Genomic DNA, 21529 nt, shown 5'->3' on the forward strand with positions numbered 1-21529 from the left:
CTTATCAAAGCAAACTAGATGTAGAAAACGGAGTCCCTAAAGAGCGTGTAAGAGGAGCGAAGATGCAGTGGTTAGGCGAATATCTGCACTATCACAGTCCGTATGCAAGTGGACTAACTTTCGGCTTCTAGTAATACCTTCTGAGAGTACGGCTGAGGGAGGAGAGGGTAGAGCCGTCAGTCTTTTGAGTGCCATAGCCGAGTATGCAGATGGATCCAGAGGACTCCTGTCATCTCATGATGACAAGCTGGAGAAGGAAAAAGCTTTGATGAACTTCCACTACGATGTACAGTCGCTTCCTCCGAAAGACATTTACGATGGCGTGATGGTAGTGCCGAAAGCGACCTATATCAATCCCTTCCCCAGCGATTAGAAGTTGCCGTTCCTTCTCAGGAGATAGAATCAAGTACGGTAACTTCATCTCTCCAAGTGGGGGCCATTGAGAGTGCAGAAGTTTTGGGGATGCCAAGGAGCGTACGAATGTGCGATAATTCTACGGCGTGGGCTTCTGCAATAATCTCCACCCGGTTATCATTCGCTGCTGGATCACTATTGTGATTGAAGTGTTGAGGAGTGTAATATGAAGGTAGAATTCTATGAAAGATGCCAGATAGAAGACAAGAAGCTAATGTACGCTGTAGTTGTCTCGAATTACAGGGGCAGCTGGCTGTTTGTACGGCATAAGGCAAGAACAACTTGGGAGATCCCTGGTGGAAGAAGGGAATATGACGAACCAATAATCGAGACTGCCCACAGGGAGCTGTTTGAAGAAACCGGAGCACTAAAGTATGTCCTAACTGAAGTATGCGACTATTCCGTCAACGGAGACAGTCCAGATTATGGACGTGTGTACTTTGCAGAGATCGCTGAACTAGGCCAGTTGCCTTCCTTTGAAATAGCAGCAAGGACGCTGTCGACTAATCTACCTGACCAAATGACGTATCCGGATATCCAATCTCAGATTTTCGAGAAGGTATTGGCTATTCGAGAACGCGGACACCTTTTTTAGGAGGTTGCAGAAGGAATATCGAGATTAAGAAATTGACATCGGACTTGTTGGAAGACTACCTGAGCTTTTTCGAAACTGAAGCTCATGCTGACAACGAAGAGGAGGACAGGTGCTATTGTGTGTGTTGGTGTACCGCTGATCACCGTGTTGAAACAGATTTTTCATCTCCAGAGAAGAGGCGGGATCTAGCAGTGCAATATATCACGGCGGGAATAATCCAGGGATATCTGGCATATTACGATGATCATGTCGTTGGCTGGTGCAATGCCAACACTAAATCAGACTGCATACACTGTACGAGCTGGCTGCGGTTTATGAGCGAAGTAAATACAATAGAGCCTGATCCAAATAGTAGAGCGAAATCCATATTCTGTTTTCAATCGCTCCGACCATGAAGAGAAAAGGAATCGCCATCCAATTGCTGGAATATGTTTGCAAAGACTCGGCGGATGAGGTTTTGATTACATTGAGGCTTACCCCAACAAAGAGTTTGTGAATTCGTTATCTGATTTCATGGGACCGGTTGACATGTTTAAGAGGCACAGTTTTATCTCTTATGGAGAAACTGAACATAAGCTGGTAATGAGAAAACACTTGAAGTAACCAAACAAGCTAACCAGCCATTGGAGAACCGATTTCTTTGCTCTTGGCTAACTACCTACCACGAACAATGGCTCCGAAAAAGCAAGTCCCTGCTTTCGGGGTCTAATAAATGTGGGCAGAATGTCAAAAACGGAGTCTGCCCCGAAAGACGAAAGAAAAGAGCTACTTCACGTGCGTATCGAACACGTCGTTTCCAAGTGAATCGATGGCAACGTATAGCGGGAAATTCTTGACCTGAGTACTGAAGATAGCTTCTGTGCCAAGGTCTTCGAATGCCAAGACTTTCATGCTCAAGATTGTCCCTGCCAGAGCAGCGGCAGCCCCGCTGGGAGCCAAGAAGTAAACCCTTCCGTAATTCTTGCAGATAGATGCGGCTATCCGACTTCTCTTCCCCTTACCCACAGTTGCCAGAACGCCCTTCAAATAGAGCATCTCCAGAAATGAATCCATTCTACTCGAAGTTGTAGGACCTATGGCCCCGAACAAACCGTTAACTGACTTGGCAGGTCCCGCGTAGAAGACAATTCGTTTGTCCAGATTAACCGGAAGTTCTTCATTTTTCTCGATCATCATGCTCAGCCTTTTCTGCGCAGCATCTCTCATAACAAGAAACTCACCTGAATAATCTAGCTCGTCACCCACACGCAATTCTTCAATCCTCAAGAACAACTCTCCCCTTTCTGGCGATATAGCAGTCCACCGCAAGTCCTACTGGCATTATTGCTATGTGTGAGGGATAGGTCTCAATGTGCACAGAATAGGCGGTTATCCCTTTCCCCAGACCCTGATAGCCTATCTTAAGATCGTTTATTTCTGCAAGTATTCTATCTTCAAGTGCAGCGTATTCGCTGTCGGGATGTTTCTCATTGAAGGATCTTGTGAGGGCGAGTTTGGCAAGAACCATTACCTTGTCAGAACTTCCACCGATTCCGATTCCAACTTTCAAAGGAGGACACCCTCTCGCAGCGCTTTCTTTGAGAGAGTCGACTATGATCTGAACCACATCATCTACGCCAGAAGAAGGATTCATCATGAAAAGTCGAGAAAGATTCTCGCTACCTCCCCCTTTCACGAGAAATCGGATTTCAAGCTTGGCTCCCTTCACCGGGAAGATATGGCATACTACCGGCGTGTTATCATAGGTATTCTCTCTACGAAGCAACGGATCAGAGACTATGGAGTACCTGAAAGGCCTTGCTTTGTATATTTCTCTGATTGTGGAATTAAGTGTTTCTATTATTGGTTCTTCTAGAGTTACTTCGTTGCCCTGAAAGACGAAGAATTCTAGAAAACCTGTATCCTGACAAATGGGGAGTCCTGTTCTCCTAGAAATGGTGACGTTTTCCTTCAAGACTTCCGAGAACGGCCCTTGATAGAGATCGAGCTGCTCGACAATGTAAGGATCCATTTCAGTGTTTGCCGTTGAAACCTCTTCTCCGAGTCTGATAATTATTTCCTTAGCCGCTATCACAATTGCACCGCATCAACCGAGACAATTGAACTCTGTCGTTAGGCGTTTCTCGCTCTTGGCAATGACCTTGACCAGCTCGTCCAGCGATTTGGAAATCCCTCTCACTTTCGCTTCAATAGAATTCAGAACGCTTTCCATAGCCAGAGTAGAGGGACCTCCTGGAATAGTGCGCATCTCTACAAAGTGTCTGGGAGAAAGAGTAGTCTTGAGCTCAGAGTCTCTCATGCCTATGGGTCTTCCGACTAGACTTTGGAATTCTTTGCGGAGAGCTTCAAGAGAGTATCCCGATTTGACGTAGGCGCTCGTAACTCTATGAGCTGTTCTGAATGAGATTGATTCTCTCCTTACAAGTTCGTCAGCAAGTTCTGTTGTTGTCGTTCCGGCAGATATTGCTATATCGTCCACTTTCTTCTCGTCCACGGACACTTTTAGAAGCGTCTCTTCCAGCAATTCCAGCAGCCCCGAAAACGTTTCACACCCTCTGGTAAAGTTTGTGAGAGGAGCGTCTGCGACTTCGTTCACATCCTGGTAAGGTACATTGTGGAAGAGGTCAATAAGGCTCTGAAAGTCTCCAGAGGCCATCCCGGACTGGATTCTTATGTGCTCGATTATCACAGGATTCCTCTTCTGCGGCATTATACTGGAAACCTGCACGAGTTCATCAGGGAAGCTGAGAATCCCGACTTCGCAAGAGGCTTTGTGTCCCATATCGGCCATAAGACGGGTTATGTCGGTCAGTATGCTCTTGAACCACATCGATGGATAAGTGAGCCAATGGGATGTGACGATAGCCTGGTAAGAGTTGGGAACCGGATATTCGAATCCCAGAAGGTCAGAGACCAGTTTCCGATCAATATTGAATCCTGTCGTGGTGATCGCTGCAGCACCCAAAGGGCACTGATTCACGACTCTTAAGGAGGTGTTCAATCCTTCCAGTCCTTCCAGAAATTCTATAAGGAAAGATGCCAGATAGTGAGCTAGCGTGGAGACCTGTGCGGGTTGTCCATGCGTGTATAGAACCAGGAGTTGTTCTCTGGAGTTCTTTATCTTCTCGATCAAACTTCCCGTCATCGCCAGCATTTGCTTCATGAGGGAAATCATCCGCTTTCTCACGTACAATCTGAAGACAGTTGCGTCCATATCATTCCTGCTTCTAGCAGTATGGAGAGAGCCTGCCTTTTCTCCGAGAAGTCCTTCGAGTTGCTTCTCATAGAAGAAGAAAAGATCTTCAACCCCATCGGGGAACTCCCGCGGGATCTTCATAGTCGTGTCTAGTGCTCCAATAGCATTCTTTAGCGCTGATGCTGTTTCGGAGTCGATTATCCCCTGCTTTGTAAGCATAACTAGATGAGCCCTGTTTTGCTGCCCGAATTCACTCAGGAAGGTCTCCGCCCAGTGCCTGTAAGACTTTTCGAGAACGTGCCTAGAATATATTGGAGAAAATCCCATACTACCTCCCATTGAGAAGGTCGTCTATGTTGCCGAAGACGACCCTTTCGATTTCATCGTCGGAATAACCAACGTTAATCATGGCTTTGAACTGCTCATCGAAGTAGGCCTTTGCGTAACCCCTGGGAAAATAACTGGAATCCGTACCAAATACAATTCTACCCGGCCCTATAGTCTCTCTATACTTTCGAAAGAGCATTTCCAGGTTCACATCGTAAGGCATCCATCTCATCCACTGGTTTGATCCGCTTGTGTCAATATATACATTGGGGCAGGCCCAGCAGAGATTCAAGGTTTCAAAGACGTATCCACAACCAAAATGTGGCACGATTATTCTCATATGAGGAAAGGCTTTTGCAACATCGTGAATTACCAGTGGATTGATATTCATATGATTGGCAATCCCCCCAGCAGAGCCCATGATACCAAAATGGATCAGCACAGGGATATTTTCTCCCTGAGCGACTTCCCATACCGGATAAAGATCTTTGCTGTCAAGAGGCTTTCCAACCGTCGGTCCAAGTATCTTATATCCCTTCAGACCCTGCTCCTTAACGGCCTTCTCCAGCAGTCCGGGTGCATCTTCTAGGGAAGGATCGTGATGAGCATAGCCGTGAAACCTGTCGGGATGAGATTTTACTATCTCCGCCATTGCCTCGTTTCCGCCGGAAGTTACGAAAACCACCGAGATATCATGCTTTATCGTCTCTTTGTACCATCTCTCAACCATTTCATCCTGTGAAGCGATGGGTTCGGCCCCATCGAACTGCCATGCCTTTCTCCAGCGCGCCCTCTCACGGGCCAGCAATGGATGGACAGTACCTTTAGCCTTTCCAAAGAGATCAGAAGATGGAAAATGAACATGAGAATCGATTATTCGCATATGTATCACCCCTTTAATCCCGACATGGCGATTCCCTTTACAATCTGCTTCTGGAAGATTATGAAGAAGATTATCAGCGGTATGGTTGAGACGGCGGCGCCTGTCATAATCAACTCCCACCTGGTTAGATTCTCACTTGAGAAGTAAGAGACCCCGACCGGGAGAGTGTACATCTTCGGAGTCTGGGCTACTATGAGAGGCCACAAAAAAGCATTCCAGTTGCCAACGAAATTGAAAATCGCCAGTGTGGCAAGTGCCGGTTTGACGAGAGGTATGACTATTCTGATGAATATTCCAAATTCCGATACCCCGTCGATTCTTGCTGCATCAAGCAGGTCATCCGGTATCGTCGACATGAACTGCTTCATGAGGAAAATGCCGAAAGCGCTGATCATACCGGGAAACATTATGCTCCAGTAGGTCTCCATCCACCCCAATTGCCTTACCATGATATACCATGGAATAACTAGCATCTCGGTCGGAATCATGAGCGTGCTGAGAATGAGAATAAATATGATGTTCTTGCCGGGAAAAGTATATTTGGCAAGCGTGTAGCCTATCAGCGAATCGAAAAAGAGAACGGATATAGTGGTCACAACAGCCACAATCATGCTGTTCAAAAACCACCTAGGAAACATTGAGTAGTTGAAAATGTATACGTAGTTGTCGATCGTTGGTTCATCCGGTATCAATGACATCTCATAGACCTCTTCTGATGACTTGAAAGACGAAGAGAACATCCAGACAAAGGGAAAGACCATCACAATGGCGAAGATCGTTAGAAATATATAGGCAAAGACACTTGTTTTCCTGTCAATTCTATTCATGTATAAACACCCACCAATCAGTATTGGACTCGCTTGTTCAATACCAGCAGTTGTATCAGCGTTATACCCATTATTAGCATGAAAAGTATCACGGATGCGCTAGAAGCGAGACCCATGTCAAAAGATCTGAAGGCCTTTTGATATATATATAGCACCAGGGGTTTGGTCGCATTCAGAGGACCTCCCGACCCCTGATCGGTCATGTTGTAGACCTGCGTGAAAATCCTCAGAAACGTAATGCTCTGTGTAACAACGAGAAACACTGTAATCGGATTAAGGAGCGGCAGAGTTATTTTGAAGAAAGATTGTCTTGACGTTGCCCCATCTATTTTGGCCGCCTCCAGATACTCTTGGGGTATGGTCTGCAGACCGGCAAGATAGATAATAATGCAGTATCCCAGATTTACCCATACCGTAGTCACAACTATGGCCGGTAAAGACTGGTTCATGCTGGTCAGAAAGGGTTGAGCATCGAGACCGAAGGCCATAAGGATATTGTTTAGCACTCCTGCGGGCGGTCGCTGGTAGATCCATCTCCAAACCCAGCTCACTGCTACTAGCGGTGTAATGTAGGGCATAACGTAGAGCAAACGATAAAACCATTGCAGATGTCTAACCTTGTTCAGCGTCGCGGCCAAAAAGAGCGATAGGACTATCACAAGAGGTACCCCATAGACCACGTATTTTATAGTATTCCAGAGAGAAGTCATGAATACCTTGTCTTTGAAAAGCTTGACAAAATTATCGAACCCGACAAAGTCCTTTTTTGGCGAAATCAGCCTCCAGTTAGTGAAACTCAGCCAGAAAGTGTATATCATTGGATAGAAACGGACTACTATATAGAAGGCCAGCGGGATAGCCAGGAAAACATACGCAGTAACAATTCTTTTCTGACTTATTTTCATCTCTTACCCCCAAAGAGAATGGCCGTGGCACTGCCACGGCCAGACACTCTTCAAATTACTCTACTCTTGACCAGAATTCGTCTATTATTGCTTGATCTTCTTCTGCTGCTTCCTTGAAAGCCTTAATAGGATCCATGCCCTGTATCCAGACCTTGTCGACGGCATCCATCAGTACCTGTCGCTGGCCACTCTCGTCAACGAAGAAAGTCGCATGGGCGTACTCCAGACCCTTGAGGAAAGGCCCGAATTCAGGATGATCGTAATAAGCGGCCGCAACGTTCGGGTTGGCTGGAAGTTCGCCCACCTGTTCTAGCCAAAGTGTTTGAGCGTATTCAGAAGTTATGAACTTCAGGAACTTAATAGAAGCTTCCAGTTTTTCACCAGTTGCGTTGGTTGTTATTGCGTGTGCCCAGAAAGACGCAAAGTTTGACTTCACACCGTTCATGGACGGAAGTTCGGTAACTCCCCAGTTGAGGTTGTTAAGAGGTCTGAAAGTTCCAAGCCTAAAAGAACCGTCAATTGTCATGGCGGCCTTGAGAGATCTGAAAGCAGTGACATCGTCGTTCAGGAAGCCGGGGTAGCCAACTTTATCCTTGGTGATAAGGTCGGTATATACCTTCAGAGTCTCCGGCGCAGTCTGGTAGTAAAGAACGGTTCTGTTGTCCGCGCTGTATGGCGTCCCGCCGAGCTGTCTGACAAGAACCTCTCTTATCCACTGGTGCCCCTGGCCAGATGGCTGCATTGTCAGACCTTCCTGAATTATGTTGCCCTTGTCGTCATACTTTGTGAGCTTCTTTGCAAATTCGACCATTTCGGCAAAAGTGGTCGGAGGACTCTCAGGATCGAGACCGGCCTCAGCAAAGAGATCCTTGTTCCAGAACAGTGCGAGGGACCTTACAGCTGTCGGAAGGGCATATGGCACGCCATCGAACTCGATTCCTTTAGAGACGAACGGGAAGAACTCGCTGCTGAGATATTCCGGGGTGAATTCGGCTTCAGGAAGAGGTACAAGGTATCCCGAAGTAACATATAGCGGAATCCATCCATAGAAAAGAGTGAGAACATCCGGTCCGACTCCGGCAGAGACAGATACCGCGACCTTTTCGTTGAAATTCTCGTAGGGGAAAGTAACGTGCTCTACTTCAATTCCCGGATTCTGCCTTTCAAACTCTTCGATGAGCTGATCCACCAGTTTCACTTTAGTTTCATAGTAGTACTGCCAGTAAGTTATTTTTACTGCACCGGCAAAACCAGCAAAGACAACCGAAACAACCAGTAGAAGTAACAATGCTCTTTTCATTTACCCACCTCCAAAATTGTGATGTAGCTCACACTTCCATGAAGACTTTTCTTTGAACGTTGCACACAGCTCCTAGAGAAACGCCTAACTCACCCAGTTCGCCACGCTTGAAAGTAACCCGATTCAGTATTTCGGCGGGGACGGTTCTTCTTAGTACCGGCATTATAAGGCTAAATATCCTATCGTATTGGTTGTAACCTATTCCACCTGTTATAACAACAACGTCCGGATCAAGCAGTGTGATTACATTTGCAATTACCACGCTGAGGTGCTCGCATGCAACCGTTACTATCTCCCTGAATCTCGGATTGCTATCGGAATGATCGAACATCTGCGCAACCGTTGGCTCGTTCTCGAATTCTGAAAGAAGTTTCTCAAACGCGTATCCTGAAAACCAGCTCTCAAGGCTGCCAAAGACAAAGCTCAAGTTCTTCTCTCTGCTCCAGTCAGTTATCATGTATCCTATTTCGCCCGCCATGCCGCTTGTCCCTTCGTAGAGTTCGTTGTTTATTATTAGTCCCGCGCCCGTTCCCGTGCCTAAAGCCGTCAGAAAAACATTCCTGCATCCCCTAGCGGCTCCTGCCCACATCTCTCCAAGTGCGTTCAGAGTAACGTCATTAGACACAAATGTGGGAAGCTTGAATCTTTCCTCCATACAACTCATCAGATTCACTTTTCGAAGACCGAATGCGGGCATATAGAAGATCATTCCGCTCTCGGGATCTACTGTACCTGGAACGCCAATTCCAATACCCATAACTTTTGAGAGCGGAACATTCATTACCTGAGATATCGCCTTCTCAACGGTTTCTAGAAATGTTTCCTCATCTGAAATTGACTTTGTAGAGAACTTCGCTTTTTCAACTATATTTCCATCAAGATCCGCTAGTATAGAGATCAATTTGTTCCCACCAACATCAACACCAACTACATACTTGTAGTTAGGAACAAAAGACAAGAGCATGGGCTTCTTTCCACCCCTATTGGAACTCTCTCCCTCTTTTACTTCGACTATTGAACCCTGAGAGATGAAGTTATTCACGACGACAGATACAATTGGCTTGCTAAGGCCACTCTTCCTGGCTATGTCTGCCCTGGAAATCAGTCCCTCATTCCTCACTATTTGCATTATTTTTTCTTCGGTTTCACGTAAGCATCGACTCACTGGAATCACCTTTGTTTTGTTAAGTAGCTTAACTTACTAACATTATATATTGAATGAGCTCTTATCAAATAACGGAGATACTGGTGAGCTGAGCTGAATAAAGAGTGACAAAGACGAATAAAATCAATTTTCGTTAGTTTTCTCAATTTTTGATACTTTAAAGAACCGGGGACCTTTGAGGTCCCCCGATTCTCTAACTACCTCATTTCACCTTTGGTAAACTCAACATATTCGCGAAGACTCTGTAGCCGCCCGGTACAAGATAATCTAGCTGCCTGTACCATACCAGTGCTGTGTAGATGTATGTTCCTTCTCCGTAGTTCGCAATCAACAGCGAACCTGGCTCGATATCCTCACCTGGGTCGTCGGTATCAATCAAAGGAGTAAACTCAGGTGCCCATTTGTTCGGGAAGTAGAGGCCTCTTTCCTGCTTCCAACCTTCCCAGTCTGAATCACCAATTACGTTTGGCCAGTTGAATATTGGGTGATCAGGAACAAGGATTTTTATTTCTGCTTCCTCGACTGTGACTCTGTTTCTGCTAATGGCGAAATCGAAGGGAGCCCAGCTGCTGTCGTATTCGCCTGTCTTGTGGTACTGAACAAGAAGGTTACCGCCATTGAACACGTATTCGTTAAGCCTCGCCGAATTTGCTCCAATGTCTGGTCTGGTCGTAGCGGCCCTCATGCCAATAACTATGGTGTCGAACTGGCTGAGATCTCCGGCGGCAAGGTCAGCAGGGCTAAGTTCAGTAACATCCACTCCCATCTGTCTTAGGTACACAGTATTGATATCAAGACCGCCATCCACATAACCAACCTTGAGGCCCGGGACGACTTCCACATCAATAACAGCGGCTCTCGCTACAGCCGGTTTGTAGAAGTTCTTCGTTTCAATATGAGGATATGCAATCACCTGGAAGCCTTCGTTGAAGACCTCTCCATCCACTATTGCTTCTGCCACGATTTCTGATTCTCCCAGGGGGGCGTTTGCCGGAATCTCAAATGCGACCTGCATTGACTTGATTTCGCCTTCCCTGCTCAGAGAGAATGATGTGTCTTCGGTCAAAAGTGTCCAACCTCCGGGAAGCTCCAGGTCGACTGTTCCGGAAATAGCTTCCTTGGAGTTGTTCTGAATCTTTACAGTAATCGTTCTCGTCACTGCCGAAGAAGATGCTGGAGCCATTAATCTTTCAGGATCCAGTGAGACAGAGACTTTTGGAACTACCCTTATATCTGCGATTGATTCCGTCCAGACAGATCCACCTAATACTTCCCATACCGCTACTGCGCTAATCGGATTTTCATCAAAAGCATCTGTGTAAGCGGCATCGTCACCGACTGTAACAGTGAACTTTGCCTGTCCGTTGGTATTGAACTTTATAGATTCGAAGGCCGCGCTTTCCACATCAGTTGTCCAGCCTTCGGGAAGTGCCAAGAATATCTCGGCATTGTCAATGATTTCTTTGCCAAGGTTCCAGAACGTTGCCGTGACTTCGAAGCTCTGGCCGGGTATTACTGCAGAGTCGTTGCCAGTGACAATGAGTTTTGTCGAGAAGACTTCACGAGCCGCAGCCAGGAAATCCGCCTCTTTCATGGTTAGTCTTTCAATCAGCAATTCTTTGTTGGAGTCTGAGAGATTCGATCCCTCCGCAAACGCAATCATTTCTCTCACAAGTGACAGTCCTTCGAGAAGCTCATCGCCAATTCCCGTAGGATCCATCGCGTTGAATCCAGCCAGTATAGAGCTCGTGATGCCGTTCAATTTGAGTAGCATTCCATCTATCTTCGTGATTACCGAGAAGTCTCCCACTATACCGTTAGAAATGGCTTTCAAAGAAAAGTCCATGTGATCGAGCATACCAGTTTCTTCCATTCCGAAGACACTGCTCATCAATACATAGCTTGAGTAGGCATCTCCAGGTGTTCCTAGACTTCCGGCCATTCCCTGGCACTGATGGCTGCCACGCGCTATGCGTCCTATCTGGTTATAGGAGTAACCAAGAATATGGCTATACTCGCCGGTGTTGACTCGTATACCGCCGGAACCGGCCTGGTAGAACTTCTTGACCTGCCACACCTGAAGACCTGCTTCAAGCTGTTCCGGGTACATGTTAGGATCTGCGGCTGCCAAAACAGCTTCCGGTACGAGTTCGCCGCAAGCCTGGTGATGACCGTGACCGCCGGTTGGGGCGTGTCTGCCTAGCAGAATATCCGGTTTGTAGATTCTGATCAGTTCAACCAAGTTACCGACTATTGTCTCTCTGTCCCAGTTTGGATCGTTGAAAGTCTCTTCTGCTGTTTTCGAGTAGCCGAAATCGTAAGCGCCGAAATGTAGCTGTTTCCCCCCATCAATTACCCTTGCCGATGCCAGTTCTTGTGATCTCAAAACTCCAAGGGCATCGTAGAGTTCAGGTCCGATCTCGTTCTGACCACCCTGCCCCCAGTTGGAAACAAGGTAGTAACTCTCGAGATGTAGTCCCTTGGCCAAGTATGCAAGCATCCCGTTGTCTTCATCATCGGGGTGAGCACCAACCATAAACACCGTACCAAATACAGGGAGTTTCTGAAGCGCTAGTATTGTCTTTGCGAGACCTGTCTCCGGGATCGCCTCGAACACATAGCTTTTGGCAAGACCGGTGAAGATCATCAAGCACAAAAGAACGAGTAGAATCAACCCTCTTTTCATTCCCAATACCTCCTTTTTTGAAGCAACGCTTTCGGTTCATAACAGGGAACCTCTTTAGGAGAAGAACACGTTAGTAAAGTTGCCTAACTTATTGACAGTTTTATTATACCTTAACCAAAACTCACCACACAAATGAGACAATTATCATTCAAAGTAAATAACAAGGCATTTGGTGGTGCTTTGGTAAGAGAATAAGGTTTAATCGACCCGTTTTGTCTAACTACACTGTTGTCAAAGGATGCAAACCACAAATCGGGACAGACGTTTTTAGAGCATAACTGTCAAGAAGAACTGCTGAATATTTACAATGAAGAGGCTGTTTTAGAAATCTTACCACAGAGCATTTCACAGTAATAGAGTTTGTTATGAACAATCTAGTTCCTTCTTTTTATCTATAGGAGGGCGTTGTAGGTTCTTGTTTTGTAAATGGACAAGAATGGAAACACTAAATCATCAGTAAAGTGATAGAACTTTTACGACTCCCATTTCTTAGTGAAACCTTCCAATCAAGGAATCTCTTTACCAGTAGAGTCTTCGTGGATATTCAATCTCTTCTCCAAAACAACGGCACGCAAAGAGGCGGCACCTTTTAGGAGCTGATTAGTTGGCTCTTGATAGATTCATTATTGCTGTGGTTGCTGCACTGACAGGTGCAGGACAGGTCTGTCGGTGGAATCAACTGGAAATAGACGGCCCTTCTGCTCGCATAGTCACGCGATGGCCTATGATGTGCAGCGGGATTTGGTGGCCGAGACAGGTCCCAGCCCGCGGATGGGACATGCAATGTTCTACGATAGCAGACGAGGAGCGGTGATCCTCTTTGGAGGAAATGACGGCGCCCCCCCTGAGCGACACATGGGAGTGGGACGGCCGGGAATGGAAACACCTTTCCACATCCGGTCCCTGCCCTCGTTCAAGGCATGCAGTAGCCTACGATTCCGATCGTGGAGTGGCGGTAGTCTTTGGAGGCATTCCAAGAGAGCCGGCCGATACCTGGGAGTGGGACGGCAACTCCTGGAAAATCGTCGATGTTTCCGGGCCTGAAGGTCGATCCAGGGCGGGGATGGTTTATGATGCCTCAAAGAAGCTGATTGTGCTCTTTGGAGGCCGTCTTTCCAACGGGGAATGCTCGGTGACACGTGGACTTGGGACGGCAACGAATGGATTCAAGTCGCCAGTGACGACCTCTTTGCTCGCTCAAGACACTCGATGGTATATGACAGTGTGAGTGACCTTATCATCGTTCACGGCGTTTCATTCGGGGGTAGGAATGAGATGATCGAATGGGACGGAATTCACTGGAACCCCATAGGCTATTCGCTGCCGAGGAACGTTATGAAAGCCTTGCTGCCACCGAGGCGTGTATACTACACTATGGCGTATATCGAGAGTAGTGGAACGGTCCTGCTGTTCGGAGGTTGGGACGGCAGCTCTTCGCTCTCGGATACATGGGAGCTGATCATGGAATGACGACTTTCAGGAAAGTGAAAGAAGCTCAATACAGAATTGTTGACAATTGCAATCGATCTGTCGTTTTTCATAAGCCAATACTGAGCTTTGTGAACGACGAGCTCTTTTTCTCTCCCTTCAACAAAGGCAATCGTTATCGCAGTCGCCGCTTGCGCTTGTATCTCTTGAGGAATTCTATTGCCGCTTCTTCATCCAGAGGTCTGCTGATCAGATACCCCTGAATTTTGTCGCATCCCCATCTCTTCAGATACTCTCTTTGCTTTTCGTGCTCTACCCCTTCTGCTATGGCGCATTGCCCAAGTTTATGAGCCATCGAGATTATGTCGCTTGTAATAGTATCCTCGGTTTTGAGGTACATCAGTCTGTCTATGAAGGATCTGTCTATCTTCAGGCAGTTCACATTTAGATCTCTTTCTCTGGCAAGGGATGAGTAGCCCGTCCCGAAGTCGTCTATCGCTATTTGGATCCCAGAGTCGCTCAGCTCACCAAGAATACGGTTTATTTCCTCATTGTTTGTGGCGACAACCGACTCCGTGATCTCTACGCAGACATTCTCTGGCCGAACTTCAGTATCTTCTATCATCTTTAACAGGCTGATTGTGAAGTCATCTCTCAGAAGCTGTATAGCAGATATGTTGATTGAAACACCGATCGAAGTGTGGCGGGTGGTTTTTAGCCGTTTCAGGAAACGGAGCGCTTGAAGTATAATGCTTCTTCCAATCGGTACAATCAGCTTCGTCTTCTCGGCCACCGGAATAAACTCTAAAGGAGGCACAAGGCCGAGCGCGTCTATTTGAAGTCTAGCAAGAGCCTCAAAGCTGCAAATCTTGTCGTCTCTCAAATCTATGATCGGCTGATAGTGAAGAAACAGCCCGCCGTAGCTTTCATCGGCTTCAATCTCTGCAAGTGCGTGTGTTATTTCCCGCTCGCGGACTATCTGTCTTTCAATCGCTGCATCATAGAAGCATATACCTATTTCCGTGTTGCGGATATCTATCGCTCTCTCTGAAGTCAATAGAAGTTTCTTCAATAGATTGTCCACATCGCGCTCGTTATCTTCGTCAATTTCTATAACCCCAATTCCGCCACCAATTCTTTCAGCCGAAAGGATAGATTCCAGAGTTCCCGCAATCGCCTCGCAGAATCCTGCCAATTCGCTTCTATCACCGTAGCCCTTTATGTAGAATGCGAATCGATTCTCGTATGTGTTGAAAAGCATCCGTTCTTCAGTAACATATCTGCCAAGTGAGTCGGCTATCTTCTTTATTAGATCCTGTGTGTAATGAAATCCGTAGGTCGTTGTAAGAGCCTGAATTGAACTCAGATTAATACCAACCATAGCTCTTTTCCCTGTGGCCCGTTTGTTTACTTCACTCTCCAGGAGGGTTTCCAGGTAAGTGCGGTTATACAGCCCGGTCCATCTATCGTGTTCATTGCTGTACCTGAGATCGTCCTCGATCTTCTTTTGGGCTGAAATGTCGATTATTATCCCCTCAAGGGCCTCTATCGCTCCTTGCTCATCGAATATGCCTTCCCCCATCTCCAGAACCCATTTGCGCGTTCCATCCGCAGTCACGATCGGGTACTCCTGCCTGAACGGGCCTCTCTTTTCAAGCGCCTTTTCCCACTCTTCCCAGAGAAACTCACGGTATTCAGGCGCGATCAAATCGTTGAAAGAGAGGTCCCAGTTGTTCGTGAGACTTCCAGGCGAATAGCCTGTCAGCTCAAGACAACCCGATGAGATATACTTCATCGTCCATTCCCGATCGTAATTGCACCTGTACGCCATTCCGGGGATATGAGATAAAAGAACTGATTTGCTGCGCTCGCTTTCTATTAGATCGGCTTCTATCGCCTTTCTTCTGGTGATATCATTAAGTAGAGCTATCTGGCTAAGAGATCCTTCTCCCGGCAGACTTAGGGAGGCCACTTTCATCTCGACCCATACGATCGAACCATCCGGCCTGATATATCTCTTCTCCATTGAATAGTCTTCAATTTCGCCTGATCTAAGCTTTTCGTAGTACTCCAGGTCCTTCTCCAGATCATCGGGATGTGTGATCTTTGCCCAGCCAAGACTTATGAGCTCTTCTCTCGTCCTGCCGGTGATTCTTTCTACCATTGAATTGATCTGTGTATCTAAGTCTTCTATATCATTTGAGGGGTCACTGCCGTAAGAAATCGCGATGCCTATAGGTGCCTGGTCGAAGATAGTATCGAAAGTCACTCTTTGTTCTTGCAGTTTCTGTTCGATCAGCCGCTGGCTTCTTAGCAGTTCAAGATGAACATTGACTCTGACCTTCACAGCGTCAAAACTAATGGGTTTTCTTATGTAATCAACTGCGCCGAGACTCAGGCCTTTGATTGCGTTGTCCAACTCATCGTAGTTTGTCAATATTATCGTACGCAGCCCCTTGTATCTGTCTTCTGACTTCAGGACTTCAAGCACCTCGAATCCGTTCATTCCGGGCATATTCAGGTCAAGTATTATCAGGGCAATATCATCGTTCTCGTTTATCTTCCTAATAGCCTCTAAACCATCGCAAGCGGTAAGAACATCGTATTCGCTCAACATCCGTCCGATAAGAACTCTGTCTGTAGCTGAATCGTCGACAACCAGGATCTTCTCCCTCATAGATCATCCCCCCAAAACAACAGACTAAATGCAGAAGAACAAAAAGGAGGCTTCATATCTGCCTCACGCGCTGCGCATTTACTGAACGGCAATAATCCAATTGAACAAACAGGAAAATACATTATGAGTGGCAAGCACAAGCCCCCGTCTGCTTCCGGCAGCAAACAGATTAATCATGGGGCGGTCTGTCCTCACCTTTGGAAGCCCGGCAGAAAGAGGCGAAGCTTCTGCATCGTGAAGAAGATCCTCTAGGCCGATCATCCTGGCAAATCGGCCTCTCTTGAATTGCGCTCCTAATTCATCTAACTCGTTCGCTTGCATATGTTTCTCCTGATATTTGTGATATTCTTCGGGTGCAGTTGACAGTATTTGAATAATAGCATATGCCCTTTGCCCTGCAATGCTTCCTCACGAGAGTCTGCAATCATCAACCTCACGCAGCAAGAGAGCATCCCACAAATGCGTCCACTCTCGGGTACCTCCTGTCCATAAAAAACTTCGTTCGCTCAACTCCTCAATTGGATGAATCGACAAATGGGTCCGACCTTGTCTAGCAAAGTTAATGCAATGAAAAAGCGGGTCTGTCACGAAAAGAGCTTAATTGTCTTCACAAGATAGTACAATTCATTCTTCTTAATCGAAAGATAATGATTCGCTCTCAGAATTAACTGGTGAAACATTCCTTATTGATATAATCACTACGTCTTATAGATTCTACTAGTAGAGATTCTTCTTTATCTTATTAGCGTGTCTGATATTCGCCCTGGAAGCTTATTGTAAAGGTCATATACGTCCGGTCATTGTGCTTAAGCAACTACGAAACTATCCATCTGGCCTTACTCAAAACCTTAATCTGAGAGAGGCCGTTTAGGTTGGGAGGTGATTAGTTAGCACTACTTCCGCATGCTTTGAAGAGTAGATCTAGTGTATCGAAAAGCTTATCTGTTTGGAACGCGAGAGGAGGAGTAATTATGAAGAGACATGTCCGGTTTGTTCCACTGTTTGTTCTACTATTCGCTATGGTGTTTGGAGTATCTTCGTTTTCTCAGGATTTCACGACCTTTGTGAACATCCCTTTGACGACTTACTTTGCCAGAGTGCAAGCCAACCCCTACTATCAGCTGGTTAACCTTGCTTCGGTTGACTTTGCTGAGAAGAACTTGAAGGGGACTGATTACGAGAATTTGCCGATTATTTCTCGTTCTTCCACAATTGACGCTGGATTTAGAGGCGCGGACAATTTCGCCGATGTGCCTGCGGGACCTATCACAAGTGAAGAGATGCAACACTTGTATCGCTACGCTAACAAGATATCCGCACTGAAACTAAATGGAAAGCAAGTCATCGAATGGCTGGAAGCCTCAGCTGGGAATTTCTTTCAGATTGATCCTGAGGTCACCGACGATCAGATTCTCGTAAATTTTGGATTTGACTGCCACCATTTAGACCAGTTCTGGGGCATAACCTATATCTATGATGTTACAAAGCCTCTTGGAAGTAGAGTAGCTCGCGCAGAGTACAAAGGAGTTCCTCTTTCTGAAGATATGGAGTTCATTGTAATGGTTGACAGCTACAGAGCGAGCGGAGGCGGCGGACTGCCTCATGCAGTTCCCGAGAATGTCGTTCTTGAGTGGGATGTAGACTACAAGACAATGGTTTTCGAGTATCTTGATTCTCTTGGAGGAATCATGCCTGAATTAGTCATAAGCTGGTCGATCAAGCCTGTCGAGACTGCAGGCAGGGTGCTTTTCAAGACAGGTGGGGAATGGGGAACGCCTGTGCTTGAGTACATGGAAGTAGCTGAGGAGTTGGGAATTGAACAAGTAGATCACATTTCGTACGTAGGCACAGATGACGTTTGGGGCCTATTCGAAATTGACTTGTCTAAGGTGAAGACACCTCAGTTCTAATAAGCGTTGTGAAGTCCTGTTTTCAAATTTGCTGTGACTTAGTATTACTGGCACTCGCTCATATTGTATGGTGAGTGCCAGCTCAAAACAGCAGAGGGAGGTAATCATAAATGCCGAAACCAAGAGGCACAAGATACTTATTTCTGACGTTATCATTTGCTATTTTGATTGCTTTGTCTGCATTCTCGCAAGAATTTGCAGCCGATGAGCCCAGACAAATAGTGCTCACTTGGCAGAACGATCCAAGTACAACCATGACAATTACCTGGCGAACCGATATTGAAGGAGAAAGATCGCTTGCATTCTTCTCGACCAACAAGGACCTGGATATTGACGAATACGAGTCGAAAGAGGCAGAGACATATACTTTTGAAGAAACAGCAGCTTGGCTGCATACTCTAGAACTGACTAACCTTCTCCCAGGTGAGACTTACTGGGTAGTTCTGCAGACGGATGACGGTACAAGTGACAAGTTCTGCTTCAGAACAGCTCCCGAGAATCCAAGTGACATCAAGTTTATTGTGGGATCCGACGCACAACATCTGCGTTCACAGATGAGTGTGATTCGAGAAGTTCACCGGAAGGCTGCTGAAGAGGATCCTGATTTCTTCGTTTATTCCGGAGACTTCGTTAATGCTGAGCTGAGCGATTATGAATGGGATCTGTTCTTTGACTTATGGCATGAACTAATGATCACAGACGAAGGCAGAAGAATACCAATAATACCTGCCTTAGGTAATCACGAGGTTGTTGCCGGTTATGGCGGCTCAATAGAAGCAGCAGTCTTCTACTTCAATCGATTCAAGATGCCGGCTCCTTACACTTATCACGTAATTAACTATGGCCCTGAACTGACCATAATATCCCTAGATTCTGGTCACGCGTCTCCGGTAGATGGAGAACAAGTCGCCTGGCTTGAGAAAACTTTGCAGGAAAACCAGGACAGCACATGGACTTTTGCCCATTGTCATGACGGCGGATGGTGGGGGTCCGGAGCAGTCCCAACGAAAGTCAGATGTTTATGGGTTCCTCTCTTCGAAAAGTATGGAGTGGATGTTGTACACAGCGGACATATTCATTCCTACATCAAAACCTGGCCCATCACAGGAATTAGTGAATTAGCAGGAGAAATCGACAATATGATCGAAGAAGGTCTTGAGAGAGCCGGGGAAAACTACGAGCCAGGAAAGAATTACGCTCCGCCCCTTCAGCCGAATCTACTTAAGCTATCTCGAGGAAGCTGGGAGGAACTAGGTTTCGATTCGCTTTCTGCTGGACTCAGAGAGCTGACATACATGCTGTCGCTCTTCGTTATTCAGTCAGGAGAGGCAACAAAGGAGCGCGTATTTGATCAGATAAGTTCGACAAAGTTGTTTGAGAATTTCTGGAAGCCTGTCCTTGATTCAGAATCTTATGAGGACAATGCGTTGATTGACGAAGAGAATGGAGTGTACTACATCGGCGTCGGTGGCCTCGGAGCAGAAATGGGCGGAGGTAGAGACCCCGACAAGTACTGGTGGTTGAAAGAAGCAGGATCTGACCACCATTACTGGCGCATAACAATTGACGCGTCAAACAACCAGCTAACAGTGATTCCCGTATTCTATTACCCTGATGAGGAAAGATGGGAAGAAGGTGAACCTTTCACCATAACCAAGTAATCTGGCTAAGGGATTCTCTTGATTTCGAAAAATACCTGATACTATCTCGAATAGAGTTTATTATCTGAGGGCACATTTTGTGCCCTCTTCTGTTGTTAGTTATGAGTAAGGAGAGAAGCCGTGTTGGAACAAATCTTGCAGGAGAAGAACACCAGGATTCAGAATCATAGTCGATAAGTATCGTAATCAGACAATCGTTCTCCAACAAGGAGAGGATTTAGCGGTCAATATGCAAGCAAAGCAAAGGTCTCCAAGATGAGCCTATTGAAATACATTTACTGTATTTCACAGCGATTAGGCAGTCTTCTCGCTTAAGCTTGCAGTGGCGTGTTCCTACAGACAAATCTTATATCTGCTTGCTCCCGTTCCGGATGATGAGCAACCATCCTTTGGTTTCCTGGCGAAGCCAGCCATGCGTCCCCGGATGGTTTTCCTGAAATCATTCTTATCGTGATCGTGCTCTTATTTGTTTATAAGCACTTACCACACACCAACCACCTATCACCAACCACGGCTCTTAGCATAACACTATGGTTCATTCACCTATGGTGGCCAGTCTGCTGATGCAGGCCAGTCAAAAGGCGAGAATCATCGCCGCCAGTGAAGGCCTCGCCTTCGCCAGTACCACTTCGTGGTGCCAGTCTCAGCTTCAAGCTGAGGCCAGTCACTGCAAGCAGTGGCAAGACAACCGAGAAACACAAATGATGCAGTACATAGGGACTGTTGCACATCGCCTGGCCAGTCTTTGCTTCGCAAAGGCAAGCTCCGACTTCGTCGGGCGGAAAGCTGTCTTCAGATTCCGATAAGATCAAAGATCAGATCCTGATCAAGAGCACGTCAGGATGACCAACTGAGTTGGTTCAAACAGCTCGACATTCTTCCGCTTTGCAGTTGAGCTCCTTTTTTGATCCTTAGGCTCTTGACCAACCACCAACCACGTATCACCAACAACCAGTTTGTGAAATTCAATTCCTCATAGGTAGTCTGGAAGCACCAAGATGTGGGTTCGGCAAGCACATTGGAAGAAAAAATTCAATTCCTCATAGGTAGTCTGGAAGCTTTCCTGCATTAGCAATAGACAAACACAGAACTAAATTTCAATTCCTCATAGGTAGTCTGGAAGCCCGAAGGGGTTCAGGTCTAAAGCTGAACGAAGAGTCTAATTTCAATTCCTCATAGGTAGTCTGGAAGCTATACTAATTGCATTAGAACCGTATAAAACGCTCTAATTTCAATTCCTCATAGGTAGCCTCGATACTCAATAAAAGTATATCATATGTATTCATTGTGTTCCAATGCCTCATTGTTAGTTATATTGAGGAGGTGTAGGCATCAGCTCATCTATAATATTCTTCAAATTGCCTCTGTTTATCGAATATTCCCTTCAGTCACGGATTCAGTTAAAAGCAGATTCCGAGATCTCCCTCTATTGGCCCCCGATGATCTGTTTTACCAATCGCAATTTCGACAGGAATCCTTTCGGGAACTCATCGCCGTGCAAGAAGAGAGTCCAGTGATTCATAATTTGACACGTTCAAGGATATATGGAGACATT

The 21529-nt window shown here is 46.3% G+C and carries 16 protein-coding genes; 6 read left to right on the forward strand and 10 right to left on the reverse strand.

What is annotated here, in order from left to right; all coding sequences use genetic code 11:
• The first annotated feature begins 184 nt into the window (after positions 1-184).
• Together B3K91_RS08070 and B3K91_RS08075 are read left to right on the forward strand one after the other, a co-directional pair.
• Positions 185-373: a hypothetical protein gene (locus B3K91_RS08070; RefSeq protein ID WP_292592305.1), complete on the forward strand. Its 189-nt coding sequence runs from the start codon at positions 185-187 to the stop codon at positions 371-373.
• Positions 374-580: 207 nt separating this feature from the next.
• The gene (locus B3K91_RS08075) at positions 581-1009 is read left to right on the forward strand and encodes an NUDIX hydrolase (protein WP_292592304.1); all 429 of its coding nucleotides are present in this window, start codon (positions 581-583) and stop codon (positions 1007-1009) included.
• Positions 1010-1774: 765 nt separating this feature from the next.
• Here the strand turns inward: B3K91_RS08075 and B3K91_RS08080 are convergent.
• The 9 genes from B3K91_RS08080 to B3K91_RS08120 form a co-directional block, all read right to left on the reverse strand.
• Positions 1775-2275 carry a FumA C-terminus/TtdB family hydratase beta subunit gene (locus B3K91_RS08080; RefSeq protein WP_214079797.1) on the reverse strand — a complete coding sequence of 167 codons (501 nt, stop codon included), beginning with the start codon at positions 2273-2275 and terminating at the stop codon, positions 1775-1777.
• Positions 2265-3083 carry a fumarate hydratase gene (locus B3K91_RS08085; RefSeq protein ID WP_292594573.1) on the reverse strand — a complete coding sequence of 273 codons (819 nt, stop codon included), beginning with the start codon at positions 3081-3083 and terminating at the stop codon, positions 2265-2267. The genes B3K91_RS08080 and B3K91_RS08085 overlap by 11 nt, the downstream gene beginning before the upstream one ends.
• Positions 3084-3095: 12 nt before the next feature.
• Positions 3096-4532: a lyase family protein gene (locus tag B3K91_RS08090; RefSeq protein WP_292594575.1), complete on the reverse strand. Its 1437-nt coding sequence runs from the start codon at positions 4530-4532 to the stop codon at positions 3096-3098.
• A gap of 1 nt (position 4533) precedes the next feature.
• Positions 4534-5415 (reverse strand): amidohydrolase family protein, encoded by an 882-nt coding sequence (locus tag B3K91_RS08095; RefSeq protein ID WP_214079800.1) that lies wholly within the window; start codon positions 5413-5415, stop codon positions 4534-4536.
• A 5-nt stretch (positions 5416-5420) separates the two neighbouring features.
• Positions 5421-6242 (reverse strand): carbohydrate ABC transporter permease, encoded by an 822-nt coding sequence (locus tag B3K91_RS08100; protein ID WP_214079801.1) that lies wholly within the window; start codon positions 6240-6242, stop codon positions 5421-5423.
• Positions 6243-6259: 17 nt separating this feature from the next.
• Positions 6260-7147 carry a carbohydrate ABC transporter permease gene (locus B3K91_RS08105; RefSeq protein ID WP_214079802.1) on the reverse strand — a complete coding sequence of 296 codons (888 nt, stop codon included), beginning with the start codon at positions 7145-7147 and terminating at the stop codon, positions 6260-6262.
• Between the two features lie 55 nt (positions 7148-7202).
• Positions 7203-8447, reverse strand: coding sequence for an extracellular solute-binding protein (locus B3K91_RS08110; protein ID WP_214079803.1), 1245 nt, complete (start codon positions 8445-8447; stop codon positions 7203-7205).
• A gap of 28 nt (positions 8448-8475) precedes the next feature.
• Positions 8476-9621, reverse strand: a complete 1146-nt coding sequence (locus tag B3K91_RS08115) for an ROK family transcriptional regulator (protein ID WP_349682109.1) — start codon at positions 9619-9621, stop codon at positions 8476-8478.
• A gap of 193 nt (positions 9622-9814) precedes the next feature.
• A complete protein-coding gene (locus B3K91_RS08120) occupies positions 9815-12298 on the reverse strand; it encodes a PIG-L family deacetylase (protein ID WP_214079804.1) in 2484 nt (827 codons plus the stop codon).
• 829 nt (positions 12299-13127) lie between these two features.
• Between B3K91_RS08120 and B3K91_RS08125 the strand changes: the two genes are divergently transcribed.
• Both B3K91_RS08125 and B3K91_RS08130 read left to right on the forward strand, forming a co-directional pair.
• A complete protein-coding gene (locus B3K91_RS08125; protein WP_214079805.1) occupies positions 13128-13526 on the forward strand; it encodes a hypothetical protein in 399 nt (132 codons plus the stop codon).
• Positions 13523-13768, forward strand: coding sequence for a kelch repeat-containing protein (locus B3K91_RS08130; protein WP_214079806.1), 246 nt, complete (start codon positions 13523-13525; stop codon positions 13766-13768). The genes B3K91_RS08125 and B3K91_RS08130 overlap by 4 nt, the downstream gene beginning before the upstream one ends.
• A 133-nt stretch (positions 13769-13901) precedes the next feature.
• On the opposite strand, the gene B3K91_RS08135 is transcribed toward B3K91_RS08130, so the two are convergent.
• A complete protein-coding gene (locus B3K91_RS08135; protein WP_292594583.1) occupies positions 13902-16403 on the reverse strand; it encodes an EAL domain-containing protein in 2502 nt (833 codons plus the stop codon).
• A gap of 971 nt (positions 16404-17374) precedes the next feature.
• On the opposite strand from B3K91_RS08135, the gene B3K91_RS08140 reads away from it, so the two are divergent.
• Complete coding sequence (locus B3K91_RS08140) at positions 17375-18313, forward strand: 5'-nucleotidase C-terminal domain-containing protein (protein WP_292594585.1); 939 nt, start codon at positions 17375-17377, stop codon at positions 18311-18313.
• Between the two features lie 110 nt (positions 18314-18423).
• Complete coding sequence (locus B3K91_RS08145; protein ID WP_292594589.1) at positions 18424-19974, forward strand: purple acid phosphatase family protein; 1551 nt, start codon at positions 18424-18426, stop codon at positions 19972-19974.
• The last annotated feature ends 1555 nt before the right edge of the window (positions 19975-21529 follow it).

This window comes from Mesotoga sp. UBA5847 (assembly GCF_002432735.1).
Taxonomy (GTDB): Bacteria; Thermotogota; Thermotogae; order Petrotogales; family Kosmotogaceae; genus Mesotoga.